Annotated in this window: 10 protein-coding genes; 8 read left to right on the top strand and 2 right to left on the bottom strand. The window is 30.4% G+C overall.

The window, feature by feature from the left end:
- The first annotated feature begins 123 nt into the window (after nucleotides 1–123).
- Nucleotides 124–5,952 (top strand): ATP-binding protein, encoded by a 5,829-nt coding sequence (locus tag QVO42_RS08260; RefSeq protein WP_022425649.1) that lies wholly within the window; start codon nucleotides 124–126, stop codon nucleotides 5,950–5,952.
- A 509-nt stretch (nucleotides 5,953–6,461) separates the two neighbouring features.
- On the opposite strand, the gene QVO42_RS08265 is transcribed toward QVO42_RS08260, so the two are convergent.
- On the bottom strand, nucleotides 6,462–6,605 hold the full coding sequence (locus QVO42_RS08265) for a hypothetical protein (RefSeq protein WP_022425650.1): 144 nt from the start codon (nucleotides 6,603–6,605) through the stop codon (nucleotides 6,462–6,464).
- A gap of 793 nt (nucleotides 6,606–7,398) precedes the next feature.
- Here QVO42_RS08265 and QVO42_RS08270 point away from each other — a divergent pair.
- The 4 genes from QVO42_RS08270 (at nucleotide 7,399) to QVO42_RS08285 (ending at nucleotide 11,128) form a co-directional block, all read left to right on the top strand.
- Nucleotides 7,399–8,997, top strand: coding sequence for an ABC-F family ATP-binding cassette domain-containing protein (locus QVO42_RS08270; protein ID WP_022425651.1), 1,599 nt, complete (start codon nucleotides 7,399–7,401; stop codon nucleotides 8,995–8,997).
- 183 nt (nucleotides 8,998–9,180) lie between these two features.
- A complete protein-coding gene (locus tag QVO42_RS08275) occupies nucleotides 9,181–10,125 on the top strand; it encodes an NmrA family NAD(P)-binding protein (RefSeq protein WP_022425652.1) in 945 nt (314 codons plus the stop codon).
- Between the two features lie 139 nt (nucleotides 10,126–10,264).
- Nucleotides 10,265–10,822, top strand: coding sequence for a shikimate kinase (locus tag QVO42_RS08280; RefSeq protein WP_022425653.1), 558 nt, complete (start codon nucleotides 10,265–10,267; stop codon nucleotides 10,820–10,822).
- Nucleotides 10,823–10,894: 72 nt separating this feature from the next.
- Entirely contained in the window at nucleotides 10,895–11,128 is a 234-nt protein-coding gene (locus tag QVO42_RS08285; protein ID WP_022425654.1) for a hypothetical protein, read from the top strand.
- Between the two features lie 274 nt (nucleotides 11,129–11,402).
- On the opposite strand, the gene QVO42_RS08290 is transcribed toward QVO42_RS08285, so the two are convergent.
- Nucleotides 11,403–11,624 (bottom strand): DUF6718 family protein, encoded by a 222-nt coding sequence (locus QVO42_RS08290; protein ID WP_022425655.1) that lies wholly within the window; start codon nucleotides 11,622–11,624, stop codon nucleotides 11,403–11,405.
- Nucleotides 11,625–11,737: 113 nt separating this feature from the next.
- Here QVO42_RS08290 and QVO42_RS08295 point away from each other — a divergent pair, with 113 nt between their 5' ends.
- From QVO42_RS08295 to QVO42_RS08305, 3 genes are all read left to right on the top strand, one after another.
- On the top strand, nucleotides 11,738–12,583 hold the full coding sequence (locus tag QVO42_RS08295; protein ID WP_022425656.1) for a DNA-processing protein DprA: 846 nt from the start codon (nucleotides 11,738–11,740) through the stop codon (nucleotides 12,581–12,583).
- A 193-nt stretch (nucleotides 12,584–12,776) separates the two neighbouring features.
- Entirely contained in the window at nucleotides 12,777–13,211 is a 435-nt protein-coding gene (locus QVO42_RS08300; RefSeq protein WP_022425657.1) for an ImmA/IrrE family metallo-endopeptidase, read from the top strand.
- Nucleotides 13,212–13,561: 350 nt separating this feature from the next.
- Entirely contained in the window at nucleotides 13,562–15,130 is a 1,569-nt protein-coding gene (locus QVO42_RS08305; protein ID WP_022425658.1) for an SIR2 family protein, read from the top strand.
- The last annotated feature ends 115 nt before the right edge of the window (nucleotides 15,131–15,245 follow it).

Here is a 15,245-nt window from a genome sequence, read left to right on the forward strand (position 1 = left end):
TGATTTATGTCTTGACAACGGTCATTTCATAACAGTGTTTACAAAATGAGTGAATTTTTTATCTTTTGCTACTCTAATATTATAGATATTGACCAATTTATATGAATATAAGGAGGTTTTTAAATGGCTGATCCAAAGCATGAAGGATATGAATATCAGGATTACTTTACTGTTTCGATTATATTAGATCTCATACTTCATCATATAGATGCTGAAATAATTGTTGATAAAAAAGATTTTGAAGGTGATAAATTTGATGATTTAAAGGTTATAACAGATAATGGTATTACTGAATATCAAATTAAATACTCTGATGATAAAAAACAACATAAACTTACTAAAGATGATTTTTCTAATGGGAATAGTCATGATACTGCATTGAGTGACCTTTTTGCATCTTGGAAAAAGAGAAGAACAACTATAAGTGATAGTAAAATAAAATTATGCCTCGCATGGGATAGACCTACTCCTGAAGATGAAATTTTAGAATTTTTAAAACCTATTTCAGATGAATCTTTTCCTTTTCTAAATATTGCATATTTATTTGATGGAAAAAAATTTTGGCCAGAAGGGAAATTACCACCAAAAAAATGGAAAAAGTTTAATGGGGAAATTGAGAAAGCTAAGATAAACAGAGAAGAATTTATATCTTTTTGTGATGAATTAACAATTATTTTAGATATGCCTAAAGCTAGTCTTAATTTAGATAATCCTGGGCCTATAGAAAAAGTATTAATAACACAAGTTGAAAAACTTGGTATTGGTATTTATCCTAATAATAATCTTAAAGTAGAAGATGTAATTAATAAGCTCGCTAGTAAAGTAAAACACTCTAGGGCTATTGGAGATATCTTAAATACTAGTCAATTATTAGCACAACTCGGATTAATAATGGATTATGGAAAAATTGATCAAAAATTTCCCATAGATTTAAAACATCATATAAAACTTAATGATGAGATTCTAAGGTTAGAAAAAGTAATAAATGATTCAAAACATGTAATTGTTAGAGGTAATCCAGGCTCAGGAAAATCTTGGCTTATAGATGAATTCATCAGTAAACTTATGGATGAGGGTAGAAAAGTAATACGTTATAATTGTTTCCAATCATTACAAGATGTCAATAATATTGATAGAATACGTACTTCCTCATTGTATGGAAATCTGGTTTCACAAATAGTGGATCAATATCCAGAATTAAATAATCAAAAAATAACAAGATTTGGAGCCAATAAAGAAGAATTTGAAAATCTTCTTTCTAAGATTAAAGATGTCTTCTATTTAGTGGTAGATGGTCTTGATCATATATCTAGAGAATATGAACTTAATAAAGATGTTATTTCACAATCTGAGACAGAAATCATATCTGAATTATTAAAAATACAGTACCCAGATAATTGTTGTGTTATAATCTCTTCTCAGCCGATAGATGAATTGGAAAAATTCAAAATGAACAACTATAATGTTTTCGATATTGAACCATGGGGATTAGAACAAATAAGATCTTTGATGCATACTTTTCATATTAGTGATAATAGGGTTGGATGTGATACAAATTCATTGTTAAGTGATTATCTGCTTAAGAAATCTCAAGGAAACGCTTTATATATTAGTTATATCTTAAAAGAATTAGAGAATACAAATATAAGTATAGAATTGATAGAAGATATACCGGACTATGATACGAACTTGTTTGATTATTATTCATACTTGTATACGAAAGTTCATAATAATAAAACAGTTAATGCACTTTGCGCAGCTGATTTCTATCTTAACTTAGAGGATTTGATAGAGATTACTGGTGACGGTGACTATGTGTATAAAGATATATCATTGTTACATCCTTTATTGATTGGAAATGAATCAAATGGTGGTTATTCTATATATCATGAAAGTTTCCGTAGGTTTGTTTTGGATTCATTGAAACAGAAAAAAATTAATATAGAAAAGAATGTTTATGGTCTCCTTGTGGATTGGTTACAAGAAAAACCATTTTTTGAATTTGATAAATCATTTTACTTTTTAACCGGATTACTCTATAAAAGCAAGAAGGATAATGAAAATATAGCTTTGCTAGATACTGAATTTGTTCGTAAATCAATTTCAGAGGGCTATTCTCGAAAACGTATTAGAATGAATTTGAATTGTATTGTTCGTAGTGCAGGTAGAGCACGAGATTTAGTTTCTTTAGTAACAGCTGGTGAATTATTAGCAATGCTTGATGATTTGAATGATTTTGAAAGTACAGGTGAAGAATATCTACAAGCAATTTGTGATTTCAAAGGAGCTGATAAATTGAATCAGTTAATGCAAATCGATGGAAAACCTACTTTTAATGTGAATGAGGGTTTAATTGCTTGCTATATTTCATCAAAAACAGGAAAGAACACATGGTGGAAATTATATTTAGATCCAGATGTAACAAAATATGGTGTTGAAAACTATAAGTATTATATTAGATGTATTATTGATGAGCAGGGCACTTGTGTTGTACCTGAACTTATGAAAAGTTTAGAAAAACAGGATGACTCAATAATAAATCAATGTATTGAGATTGCGTATAATGAATTAATAGATTATATGGAATTCAACCAAATTGTTTCAATTGCGAACAATCAAAATCTTATAAATTGGAGAAACTATCTTTCGTATATTGAAACAGGTTATTATCCTAGTGGTGAGGTTACCTTTGAAAATGCAAAAGAATGTTTGGAGAAAATCAAAGATATAAGAATACCAAATAAAGATGATATAAAAATCTATCATAATTTTTTCTCTCAAATATATTATCTTTCTAAGCAAAATAATAGTAGTGCTATAGAAACAATCTGTGATGAATGTAAAAATATCAATTGGTATTATAATTGGATTCTATATTCAGTTAAAATGGCAGAATTATATGCTTGTAAAGAGGATATGGACCCTAAAGTTATTTGTGAATCAGTTATTTCTAACTTAAGATTATTGATAAGTGATACAAATATTTCCAAAGGACAAACACGTACATACGATTTGTATTATTTGAAAAATGAACTTTTTGATTCATATAAGAAAGCTTTGAATCTAATTAAACAATATGGTGAGATAAATGATTTAATTACAGTGTTGGAAATATTAGAAACCCTTACTAAAGACACTTCTGCCAGATTGGATCATAGTTCGGTTGGCCCATTGACTGAAGCAGATTTTTTGAAATTGATATCTAATTATTTAACTGCTGATAACTATGAAGTTGTTAAACCTTATTTATTTAGGATTCAGAAAAATATGGAAAACACAGAGGTGTATGATGGTATCGCAGCTTCAAAACTTCTTTTTGCAAGTATAATTTATAAGTATAATCAATTAACAGGCTTGAAGTACTATGATGAGGGAATCTCTTATCTAGTGGCGTATGGGTTTCACAAGGATATAATTTTAGAACAGATTTTAGAATCTTATCATGTGTTTTATGAATCATTAGAAGGTAAAACAAAAAAAGAACGTGATATTATCACAAAAATGGCATTTGCTGTAGTAAATCATACTGATGGAAGAGCAACAAATCAGTTTCTAAATATTTGGTTTGATATATTATTAGATACAGATTCAAGCTACGCACTTGCTTTTTTATCTTCTCAATTGGTTGATCAGGGAAGGAACTGGGTCCATGATGAAATGATACGTTCAGTTATAGATAAGTACTGTAACAATCCTAAGTATGTAGACATTATAATTGGATTAATTGAGTCTCTACCAAATGATATAAGTACAACTATTATTAATGCAGCAACATCTGCACTTGATATATTAAATCATATGCTCATAGAAGAAAATGAATACAAAAGGCAATTAATTAAACGTCGTATGAACGAACTTGTCATTAATATAGTTTCGAGATTTAATATTCTTGATGAACCTTGGATAGAAAGTCATTCTATGAAAAATGAAAGTATCAAAGGATTTATAACATTAGCAGATTCTGCAGGAATTGATGTTTCACAATATATAGAATACTTTAATACCAACAACACTGATAATTTAAGTGAAGAAGAAACAGAGAAAATTGATAATATATTTGATAATCAACCACATTTTGATGCTGTAACTATAGAAGATGCAATTAAGTGGTTTGAGAACAATGATTTATATGAAAAAGATATTTCAAATATTTGTGCATTCATTAAGAAATATCAAAATGATAGAAATATTTTTGTTGGTCTTATAAAAAATATAATTGCACAAGCTTATAAATTTAACACCACTCAGGAACGTAAAAACAATCTTCTTATATTGATAAAGCAACTTGAGCTAGATAATGATACATTGGCAGAAGTATACATGTTGATGTATATTTACTCTAACGAAAGTCTAAGTTATTTTATTGATAAGGAAGAGCTTATCCATAGCATGCAACTAAATTGCAAAGTAGCTGTAGAAACATTTTATCGTGAGTCACCAGAAGTAATTATTAACTATTCAGGAAGAATCACAAAAGGCATCTTAAATACATTATCAACATTTGAATTTGATAAAAATAAAATGATTGAAATATGGAGAAATGCATTTGAGATTATGAAACTTCGTTTCCCTAATCTAGACCTTTATCCAGATGAAAATATCTTAATAGAAACTAATGAATTATCATTATTACGTAATGTTTTATTAATGCGTTTTAATGATGGTGGAAAGGAATCATTTCTTTCAACCTTTGCCTATATAGCTGATTGTGCAGAAGAAAAGAATTATTTAGAATTTACAGAATCTATACTATTCTGTCTGAAAAAATTAGGAAAGTATAATCTTGTGACACAACTAGCTATTGCGGATTTAATACGTTATTATGGTAATTGTTTAGAAGATTCTGAGAAAAAGAGAATTAATGATGCAATTGATGATATTTATCCAACAGGAAATATGCTTTTAGATGTCATGTTTTCAGTATTTACAATTTATAAGAGTTTTCTCTCACAATGTTCAGATAAAGATGCACCAAATTATAAGAAAAATGAAGATGTTGAATTTTATTTAGCAGAACAACTTTATGACCTTGGAGAAGAAAATTCAAATAGTATACCAGATAAATATGCTAAATACGCAGCTTATCGAGATCCTATTATGTATCTTTTTAAAGTATGTGGTATCGATTATGTAGAAATTTATAATACATTACATAAATCTAAGTTGCTGAATAGAAAGATGCAAGATTATGTCGATGCATCAGGACGTGCTACTGAAAGAAATACTGTATATAAATCATATTCTATTCAATATGCTCTTCATTCAATTCTTGAAAAAGTCTATCTCGAGGGAAAATTTGATTTAATTCCTCAATTTTTAATTTATTTGATACCTGATTATCAAGTCATGTATAGATTGTTTAAGTGCCGTGAAATACAACCACAAATTCATCTCTATGATAAAGAAAATTCATGTCACCCTATTTCACATAGCAATGAGATAGATGAGTATGTTAGAATAGGGTGCATTGAGGTAAGAAAACAGATTGATTTTAGACAAGTATCTGTAACAGTTGCATATGAAGGGATGGTCGAGAAGAAAAATGAATCTCAGAGAATTCCATTTGGAGAATGCAAATCAGTGAATATAGAAAAAGACGTGATCTATCCTGTTTCAAATGATTCAACATCATTGTTTAATCTTATTAAAACATTTGATCAAGAATTAGAAGATGAAACTTATCTATGGCCTGGAAAAATAGTTTCTGATATTTTTAACATACATATGGATTTTGATTTTTTAAATGGAAGATATATAGGAATTGATCAAAAAGGTGATGAAGTCTTTATAATGAGAAAATGGTATTCAAGTTATAAAGGAAATAATGAATATTCTAGAGATAGTATTCCGTTATATAGTGGTACTGAGTTATTCATAAAGAAAGATTATTTGTACTTACTTGAGAATCGTTTTGATACATTAATGATGAAGACGTATGTGGAAAAGTATTAAATATAGTGATATGAGTTAAGGATAAATTTATAGAGTGTCCATTTTGTTATTTAATTATCCGTAATGATTATTAATTGGTTATTCTTTTTATCTGATTTATTCTATTGGGATAGATTAAATTACATGATTAGTAGGGAGATTGTTAATCTATTCGTTAAACGGACATTACATTATATGAGAGTCAATACAATTAAATAATTTCACTTTAATTGATCACTCATTCCGATTAGGTTGACCAAGTTCTTCGGTACTCTTAGCCAACTAGCAATTTTCATAAAATTCCGATGAGAGTGGCCAAACATTCCAATGAGAGTGGCCAAACATTCCAATGAACTTGACCACTTAAATATCCTAATTGTATATTTACTTGAGTCGCTAAAACTTTAGATTCTATAAAATTTACATTTTTAATACGGTTTTCAATCTAATGGTTATGTTTGGAATCTGTTTCAGTATCTATAAGAAGTCTCTGTTTTAGCTCAAAAGTCAACTCATGGATTTCCTCTGTATTACTCATGATATGATGAACCTCTGATAATTGCATAGTTATCATCAATCACCTGTTCTTCTTTTGTTTTTTTAAGATCTTGATAATGTAGAATAATTAATTTAATATAACTGTAGCGGGACACAGCTAAGTGGTGAAGTGCCATATGGTGCTCTTCCTCAAACTGATTGGATGAATATGAGTCTGCCAACTTTAATATTGGTTTTCAACTGTTATATGCTTGTTGTTCCGCTTTATTTTAATGGCATATTATCCATATTGGTAGAATACTGACAAAAATCACCATATAAACGTCTATGAGAACAGATACGTTTCTTCTTGTAATAGACTTCAATGACGCTTTTAGTGATTCTTACATCAACTTTATGTTTTGTGCTTTCTCCTGCTGAGATATTAAATTTTGATTAGTTTCATTGACATTTCACCAATCTGTGATATCTTATAGATAAAGTAAAGGAACAGTAATGTTCCCGGTGTACAGGCACCGTAAAAAGTTGAATTCAAGAGGTAGAATTCAAAACAACCTCGTCCGAGTATATATTGATAAAATATATGAGCCTTGCAGTTAGGAGACAAACTGTAGACAAGAGGTAGTCTTAAAAATAATCTCGTCCGAGTATATATCAAATAGATATATGAGCCTGGCGACCAGGATAAAACCTGTAATTCTTTTACTATGAGCAGGACTGCTTCCTGCTCTTTTTATATATCCATCTATCCTATATCAGTTTTTCTATCTAATGCATATAGTAATCTTAGACTCTCTATTTACTACATATAGTAATCTTAGTACTAAATTTACTATATATAGTTATTTTAGTCTCTTTTCTCTATATAATAGTACTACTATCTCTATCCTCCACCTATATCTCAATTTTACTAGACATAATCAACTAAATATGGCATAATACATCTCTGTACGAAAGGAAATGTAGACTATGATATCAACACATAATGTATCACTCAGATACGGAGATCGCGCTTTATTTGAAGATGTATCAGTAAAATTTACTGAAGGAAATTGTTATGGGATTATTGGTGCAAATGGTGCTGGTAAATCCACATTCTTAAAAATATTATCAGGTGAAATAGAACCAAACAAAGGTGAAGTTATTATTGAACCTAATAAGAGACTATCTGTTTTAAAACAGGACCACTTTGCTTATGATGACAACAAAGTAGTAGAAACAGTTATCATGGGTAATAAGAGATTATTTGAAATCATGCAGGAAAAAGAAAAACTATATGCTAAAGCTGATTTTAATGATGAAGATGGTATAAGACTAGGAGAACTTGAAGGAGAGTTCGCAGACATGGATGGCTGGAATGCTGAAAGTGATGCTGAAATCATGTTAAATGGTTTAGGTATTACAACAGAATACCATGATATGTATATGAGAGACTTAGATGGTAACCAGAAAGTCAAAGTATTATTAGCACAGGCTTTATTTGGAAACCCTGATATTCTTTTACTAGACGAACCTACAAACCATCTAGACCTAAAGAGTATCAGATGGTTAGAAAACTTCCTATTAAACTTTAAGAACACAGTCATTGTAGTATCACATGACCGTTATTTCTTGAATAAGGTATGTACACATATTGCTGATATTGATTACAGCCGTATTCAGCTATATGTAGGTAACTATGACTTCTGGTATGAATATTCTCAGATGCAGATCCAGCAGATGAAAGATCAGAATAAGAAAGCAGAAGCTAAAAAGAAAGAATTAGAAGAATTCATTGCACGTTTCAGTGCCAATGCTTCTAAAGCAAAACAGGCTACTTCTCGTAAGAAACTATTAGATAACTTAGAAATGGCAGATATGAAACCATCACTAAGAAGATATCCATTCATTGGTTTCAAACCAGGTAGAGAAGTAGGAAACATTGTATTAAATGTAGAAAACCTTACTAAGGTAGTAGATGGAGAAACTCTTATTAATAATGTTTCTTTCTCTATTCTTCCAAATGAAAAGGTTGCTTTTGTAGGAGACGATAAAGCAACAGAAGCATTCTTTAAGATCATCATGGGAGAAGACAAAGACTTTGAAGGTTCTTATAAATGGGGTATTACGACTACTCAGTCATACTTCCCTAAAGATAATTCAGCATTCTTTAATGATTGTGAATTATCTTTATTAGACTGGTTAAGACAGTTTACTGATGGTAGTATGTATGAACAGGAATTAAGAGGATGGTTAGGTAGAATGTTATTCTCTGGTGATGAAGCATTAAAGAAAGCGAATGTTTTATCAGGAGGAGAAAAGGTAAGATGTATGCTTGCTAAAATGATGATGCATGATGCAAATGTATTAATCTTTGATGAACCTACAAACCACCTTGATCTAGAATCTATCCAGGCATTAAACCAAGGTTTAATTCGTTTCCCAGAAAACATTCTATTTACTTGTCATGACCACCAGTTTGTTCAGACAATTGCGAATAGAATTATCGAATTCACTGCAGAAGGTACAATTGACCGTCTATCAACATTTGATGAATATCTAGAATACAAGGACACACTTGAAGCATAAGAGCGGATTAAACCGCTCTTTTTTCTTCTTGAGGCTAGGTTCTTATACGATGAGTATGTTAATACCTGTATCATCCTATAAGGCTTAGAAAAGCTAAAAATCATTTTCTAAATCTGAAACTCACTTATAAACAAATTCTAAAAGTATTATCATGATAAATATAGAAAATAGGAGGATAACTTAATGGGAAAACTATTATTAACTGGTGTTGATGGAAACTTAGGTCAATTAGCTGCTGACGTATTACTTACATTAGAACCAGTAGAAAACTTAATCTTTTGTGGTTATAACGAAGAATCACTTAAGAAATATGCTGAAAAGGGTGTAGAAACACACGTAACTAACTTTAATAATCCTGATGGATTAGTTGAAGCATTTAAAGGGGCTGATGCTCTCGCATTAATCTCTATGCCATTTGTTGGTGTTAAAAGACAAAATGCACATAAGAATGCTGTAGATGCAGCTAAAGCAGCAGGTGTTAAACAGATTATCTATACTTCTTTGGTTAATGCTGATGATGAAACAAACCCATCAGTAGAAAAGAAAGACCATATCTATACTGAAAAATATATTAAGGAAGTAGGTCTAGACTATCAGTTCATGAGAAACTCTCAATATGCTGAAGCAATGATTACTAACTACTTTACTTACGCTCATATGAATGCACCACTTACTAATTCACAAGGTGATGGTCTAATGGCTTATATTTCTCGCAAAGACTGTGCTAAAGCATTAGCTTATGCATTACATAGATCAAATGAATTCCATCATAAAGTATGGAATATTAACGGATTAGAACTAATGACTATTTCAACATTCTGTGCTATTGGTGATGTAAGTACAGGAAACCATGTACCATTTGTAAATGTCACTGATGAAGAAAACTATCAGATCTGGGATGCAATGGGTGTCCCTAGAACAACTGATGGCGTATTCCTAAAGGATTCAGAAGCACCATTCTCTTCAGATGGCATGGTTACATTTGCACAGGCTATTAGAGAAGGTAAAATGGATATTCATACAAAAGACTTCACTGAATTAACAGGAGACACACCTATCTCTGTAAAATATATGTTTGATCATAATGAAGAATTCCAAATCGGTGAAAGACATTCTCAAGACAAATAAACTATGCACTAGAGCGGATTAAAACCGCTCTTTTTTCTTCTTAAGGCTAGGAAAATATATTATTGCTATTAGAATGAGATAATATTATTGAACGCTTTATTAATAAAAGGCATAATATCAGTAAGGGGGGGACAGAGGAATGAAGATATGTTTATTTGGAGTTTCTAACGTTGGAAAAACTACTGTGGGGAAATTACTTGCTGAACGATTAGATATTAAGTTTATCGATTTAGATGAAGAAGTGAAAAACCGCTTGAAAATGTCTCTTGAGGAATTTGTTAACACTGAGAATTTACGGTGGAGAGATCAGAAACGAGGAAGTATTATCAAGAAGATTATTAAAATGGAAGAAGATGTTGTCTTTGCAATTTCACCCATTTCTTATACTGAAAGCTTTAAAACAAGCATTATTTCGGACGATAATTTGCTGATTGAGCTGTACGATACTCTAGAGAATATTTTTTCGAGGCTTGTATTTAGTGATGAAAATGACGAGATCTATACTGATGATAATTACAAAAATGCGAATAAAGATTATTATATGAAAGAGATTCAAGCAGATCTAGATTGGTACGGAATGGTTAATGCTAAGATAGGGATACACAATCGTGTATTTGTTGATAACAAGTCACCGGAAGAAGTTGTGGATAGAATAATCATGGAGTATAATTTGAAAAATGACGATTGTGGAAAGTAAAGGAGTCAGGTATTTTTTTCAATCATACAGAAAAAGCCTTAGAATATCTAAAACCGGTTAGGAGGATCTCTTATGCCAGAGAATATATATAGTTTTAATGGAAAAGACATTACAATGAATGTATGTATACAGATCAGAGATGTAGTGAAATTATTACAGGAACATTTTCAAATTAGTTTTGAAGAAGCTGTATTACGTTTTTATAAATCAGAAACATATAAGACGTTGCAGGAAACAGAAAACGGTCTGTGGGCAGAGTCAGCGGAATATATAGCAGATAGATATTACGAAGAAACGGCAGGCTAATATTCTGACACTGATAGAGTGGTTGAAGAAAATAGACAAGTGAGTTTAAAAGAAAAGGCAAGAGTGCATTTGATATCTTAGGTAATTCAAAATAGCCAGGGGTTTCCTATATTTTATTTATCACGTAGTATGAGTGTAATGGGAGCCTATTGTTTCAAGCTTATTGAGAGGCTCAAGTTATAAAAATGCAAAGGTAATGCATAAAAATATCGAGTAGCATATTACAAGTTAGTTTATAGAGCATAAAAGGAATCCTAAACACTAAGGATTCCTTTTAAAGTAGACTTGCCTCTTTTTCAAACTCCTCATAACTATTTACAAAACGATAAGGTTCATACTCCCCATAGGCAGTGGGTCTACTGATAGTAATAATTTCTATATCATATCCAAGTTTTTCTTGTATTCTATCTGCAAATTTTGCCATTTCTTCTCCAGGCTCTGTCTGTAATGCGATACATCCAGGTTTATGCCTCCTTTTTGCGATAAGATAACACATATGTTTATACCTCCTGACCTGATTATACATCTACATATTATGAATACAATAGTGTTTTTCTTCTCTTGATAATCACTCATTCCAATAATAGAATACTCATAAAGGAGGCTACTATGGATATCAATAATGTATATGTAAGAGATGCTATTTTGTATTATACAATCCAACAATATTTCAATTGTAACGATAAGAAAACAAGTCAATTCATAGTACAACTAGACCACTTCAATTATAGAAGTGGTCTCATACATAATATCCCTTACTTATCCTTACAATTACACGTATCAGAGAAGGATTTCTATCATACCTATCTAAGAGTCAAGGATAGTTTTAAAACTCTCCCAGAAGACGTTATCTTAGTCAAGAAAGGTGATGAGATATACTCTAAACTATTAGCTATGATTTCAGTAGCACCACCATATTTATTTCTAAAAGGCAATGTACGTTTATTAAATGAAAAGTCTGTAAGTGTAGTAGGAAGTAGAAATGCTTCTAAGGAAGCAATGGAAAAAACAGAAATACTTGTTAAAGCATTGGTTAAAAGAAATATAGTTGTCAATGCAGGACTTGCGAAAGGTATAGATACAATAACCCACCAAACAGCATTAAAAAACAATGGAAGAACTATAGCTGTCATAGGAACACCTATTAACCAGTACTATCCTAAAGAAAACAAAAACCTTCAACTCGCAATTGAAAAACATGGACTTGTTGTCTCACAGTTCCCACCTTGTAATAAAGTATACAAATGGAATTTCCCTACAAGAAATGCGACTATGAGTGGTATTTCTATTGCGACTATTATCATGGAAGCAGGAGAGAAGAGTGGGGCATTAAGACAAGCAGATCACTGCATTAAGCAAGGTAGAGACATCCTCATACCATACTCATTATTACATTCTTCTCTCTTATGGCCTAAAAGTATATACAAAAGGGTGCATATACTTTTAGGAACATAAAGGAAGTATTAGAACTATTAAATAAATTAGAAGGAGACCATAAATGTGTATTGAAATAGAAAACTATAAACAACATGATTTCTTCAATTGCTTTGATTACAATCAAATAGATACTGATGCTGAAGAATAACTTAATACTCTCTTGAATAATCCAGAATACAATCTTAAGCTCAACAAAAGAAGAGTACCAGTAATGGAAATTGCGAAAGTATTAGGCTTTAATATCTATACTACAAAATTCAATGATTACCATATCAAAGCAACAATAGGTATATCCAATCAACTTATTAATAAATACAAAAGTGATAAGGTCATTATTTTAAGTAATGAATATACTGATGAAGAAATTCTTTTCTCTTTATGCTATGAGTTGGCTCATTACATCTATGATAGTAATCCAAGTAATGAGTATTCTCATACATACAGAATTAATGATATAGAACTAAGAGCTATTCGTTTTGCGGATGCTTTATTAATGCCTCATACATCCTTCAAAGAAGCATATACTGAGTTATCTCACAATATTAATGATCTAGTACTTCTTATTCATGCATTGTCTAATACATTTAATGCACCCCAAGTTGCAGTACAAAGACGTTCAAAACAAGTGATAAATACAAAGCTTTAAAGGATAATCAGATTCTTTATGAGTGTAAGCTTGAATAAGTCAGAGAAATCTGGCTTATTTTTTTATTGCAAGAATGTTCATGATTCTATAAGTAGGAAGAGATAAAAACTAATATGCATTTTTATTAAGTAATCTTTACATATAAAGGGTATAGATAATATAGAAGACTTATTCTAAATTTAGAAGAGAATATTTTCATAATCTATGACAAAGCAGTAGTCGTATTGTTTCGCCTCAACAACTTTAGAAAGGGATATAAGGGTAGGGCTAATTTACTTATGAATTGATAACATTAACATATCGCTTAAAAGAATTTTATTATATAATTGTCAGTGAGAAAGGATGGTTATATGAACAAAACAATTGAACAACTAATTGAAAGTTTAGATACAATACCGTTTTTATTTGTTGGCTCTGGATTATCTAGAAGATATTATAATTTACCAGACTGGACGGGATTATTAAAAGTAATGGTTGATAAATTAAACCAAGATTCATTTGCATACCGTTCTTATGAAGATCGAGCATCTTTTGAAAATAGTCCATATGGTATTAATCCTAAAATAGCATCACTTATAGAGGAAGACTTTAATAAAGAATGGTTTCGTAATCCTGAAATTAGAAGCTTAGATGAAGCATATACTGAAAAAGTAGAGAACGGATGTTCTCCATTTAAGGCTGAACTGAGTTATTATTTAAAACAAAAATCAGTTTTATGCCCAGATTTAAAAGATGAAGTTACTTTATTGAACAATATTGCAAAAAAATCAATTGCTGGAATTATTACAACAAATTATGACTTGTTTTTTGAAACATATTTGTCACAGTATAAAATATATATAGGCCAGCAGGCACTCTTGTTTTCTCAATTACAAGGGATTGCAGAAGTTTATAAAATCCATGGTTCTCTAAATGATCCTCAATCTATAGTTATTAATGAAAAGGACTATAAAGAATTTAAAGAGAAGCGTGAATATTTGGCTGCTAAGCTACTTACTATATTCATGGAGTATCCTATTATTTTCATGGGCTATTCTATTTCAGATTCTAATATTAGGGATATTTTAAGCTCTATAGTAAAATGCATGTCAAATGAACAGGTTAAATTACTGAAAAAAAGATTTATTTTTATTGAATACGATGCTGAAATGGAAGGGTATGACATTGGTGAATCATCGTTTGCATTTGAAGATAATAAAATGATTACAATGACAAAGATAACTCTATCTGATTATTCATTAATTTATAATGCAATCGGCAAAAAGAAAATGAAAATACCCGTTCGTTTACTGCGATTATTAAAAGATGAATTATATTTGTTTACTTTATCAAATGAACCTACTGAAAATATTAAAGTAGCTGCAATTGATGATGATAGAGTTTCAAATGATGAATTAGTAATTTCTATAGGCACAACAGAAACAATTAGCTTAGATGGATTAAAAGGCATTTCTACAGATCAATGGTATAGAAATATTGTGATGCATGATCTCAGATATAATACTGAAGATTTATTAGATTATGCACCAACGCTAGCAAAACAAGTTTCAGGTATACTACCTGTTAATTCTTTATATGAGGACAAATATCAGAGAATAGAAGGGATTGATAAGTTGCTGGTAAAAGATTTTGAAGATATTATTTCTAAAACAATAGAGAGAGCACGTAGTAGACACCCTCAAATTGACATAGAAAGTATTTTAATGGAAATACCTGATATAGATAAGCAAATGCTATGTATAGCTTACTTGAAAAAAGAACAAATAAATTTGATTGAATTAGAAAATTATTTAAAAACTCAGTTTGAAAAAGATAACGATATATTAAAGAATTCTAAACCTTCTACTCGAACAAATTTAAGGAGGTTGATTAGAATCTATGATTATTTGAAAGGAGAAAGCAAAAAAGCCTCTAGTTGACAGAGGTATTAACTTTGTTGTTGCGACTTATGATAGCAAACATAAGTCTGGATTTGTTAGTGGTAAAGCTATTAAACAGAAACGTGCTAACTATTCCAAGCTTCGTAAAGAACTT

Origin of the sequence: Catenibacterium sp. CAG:290, from assembly GCF_000437715.1 — a bacterium.
Taxonomy (GTDB): Bacteria; Bacillota_I; Bacilli_A; order Erysipelotrichales; family Coprobacillaceae; genus Catenibacterium; species Catenibacterium mitsuoka_A.

Bases quoted from the DNA above. Each gene is read 5' to 3' on its own strand.
- QVO42_RS08260 (WP_022425649.1), top strand. From the start codon at position 124: ATGGCTGATCCAAAGCATGAAGGATATGAATATCAGGATTACTTTACT.
- QVO42_RS08265 (WP_022425650.1), bottom strand. From the start codon at position 6,605: ATGGCACTTCACCACTTAGCTGTGTCCCGCTACAGTTATATTAAATTA.
- QVO42_RS08270 (WP_022425651.1), top strand. From the start codon at position 7,399: ATGATATCAACACATAATGTATCACTCAGATACGGAGATCGCGCTTTA.
- QVO42_RS08275 (WP_022425652.1), top strand. From the start codon at position 9,181: ATGGGAAAACTATTATTAACTGGTGTTGATGGAAACTTAGGTCAATTA.
- QVO42_RS08280 (WP_022425653.1), top strand. From the start codon at position 10,265: ATGAAGATATGTTTATTTGGAGTTTCTAACGTTGGAAAAACTACTGTG.
- QVO42_RS08285 (WP_022425654.1), top strand. From the start codon at position 10,895: ATGCCAGAGAATATATATAGTTTTAATGGAAAAGACATTACAATGAAT.
- QVO42_RS08290 (WP_022425655.1), bottom strand. From the start codon at position 11,624: ATGTGTTATCTTATCGCAAAAAGGAGGCATAAACCTGGATGTATCGCA.
- QVO42_RS08295 (WP_022425656.1), top strand. From the start codon at position 11,738: ATGGATATCAATAATGTATATGTAAGAGATGCTATTTTGTATTATACA.
- QVO42_RS08300 (WP_022425657.1), top strand. From the start codon at position 12,777: ATGGAAATTGCGAAAGTATTAGGCTTTAATATCTATACTACAAAATTC.
- QVO42_RS08305 (WP_022425658.1), top strand. From the start codon at position 13,562: ATGAACAAAACAATTGAACAACTAATTGAAAGTTTAGATACAATACCG.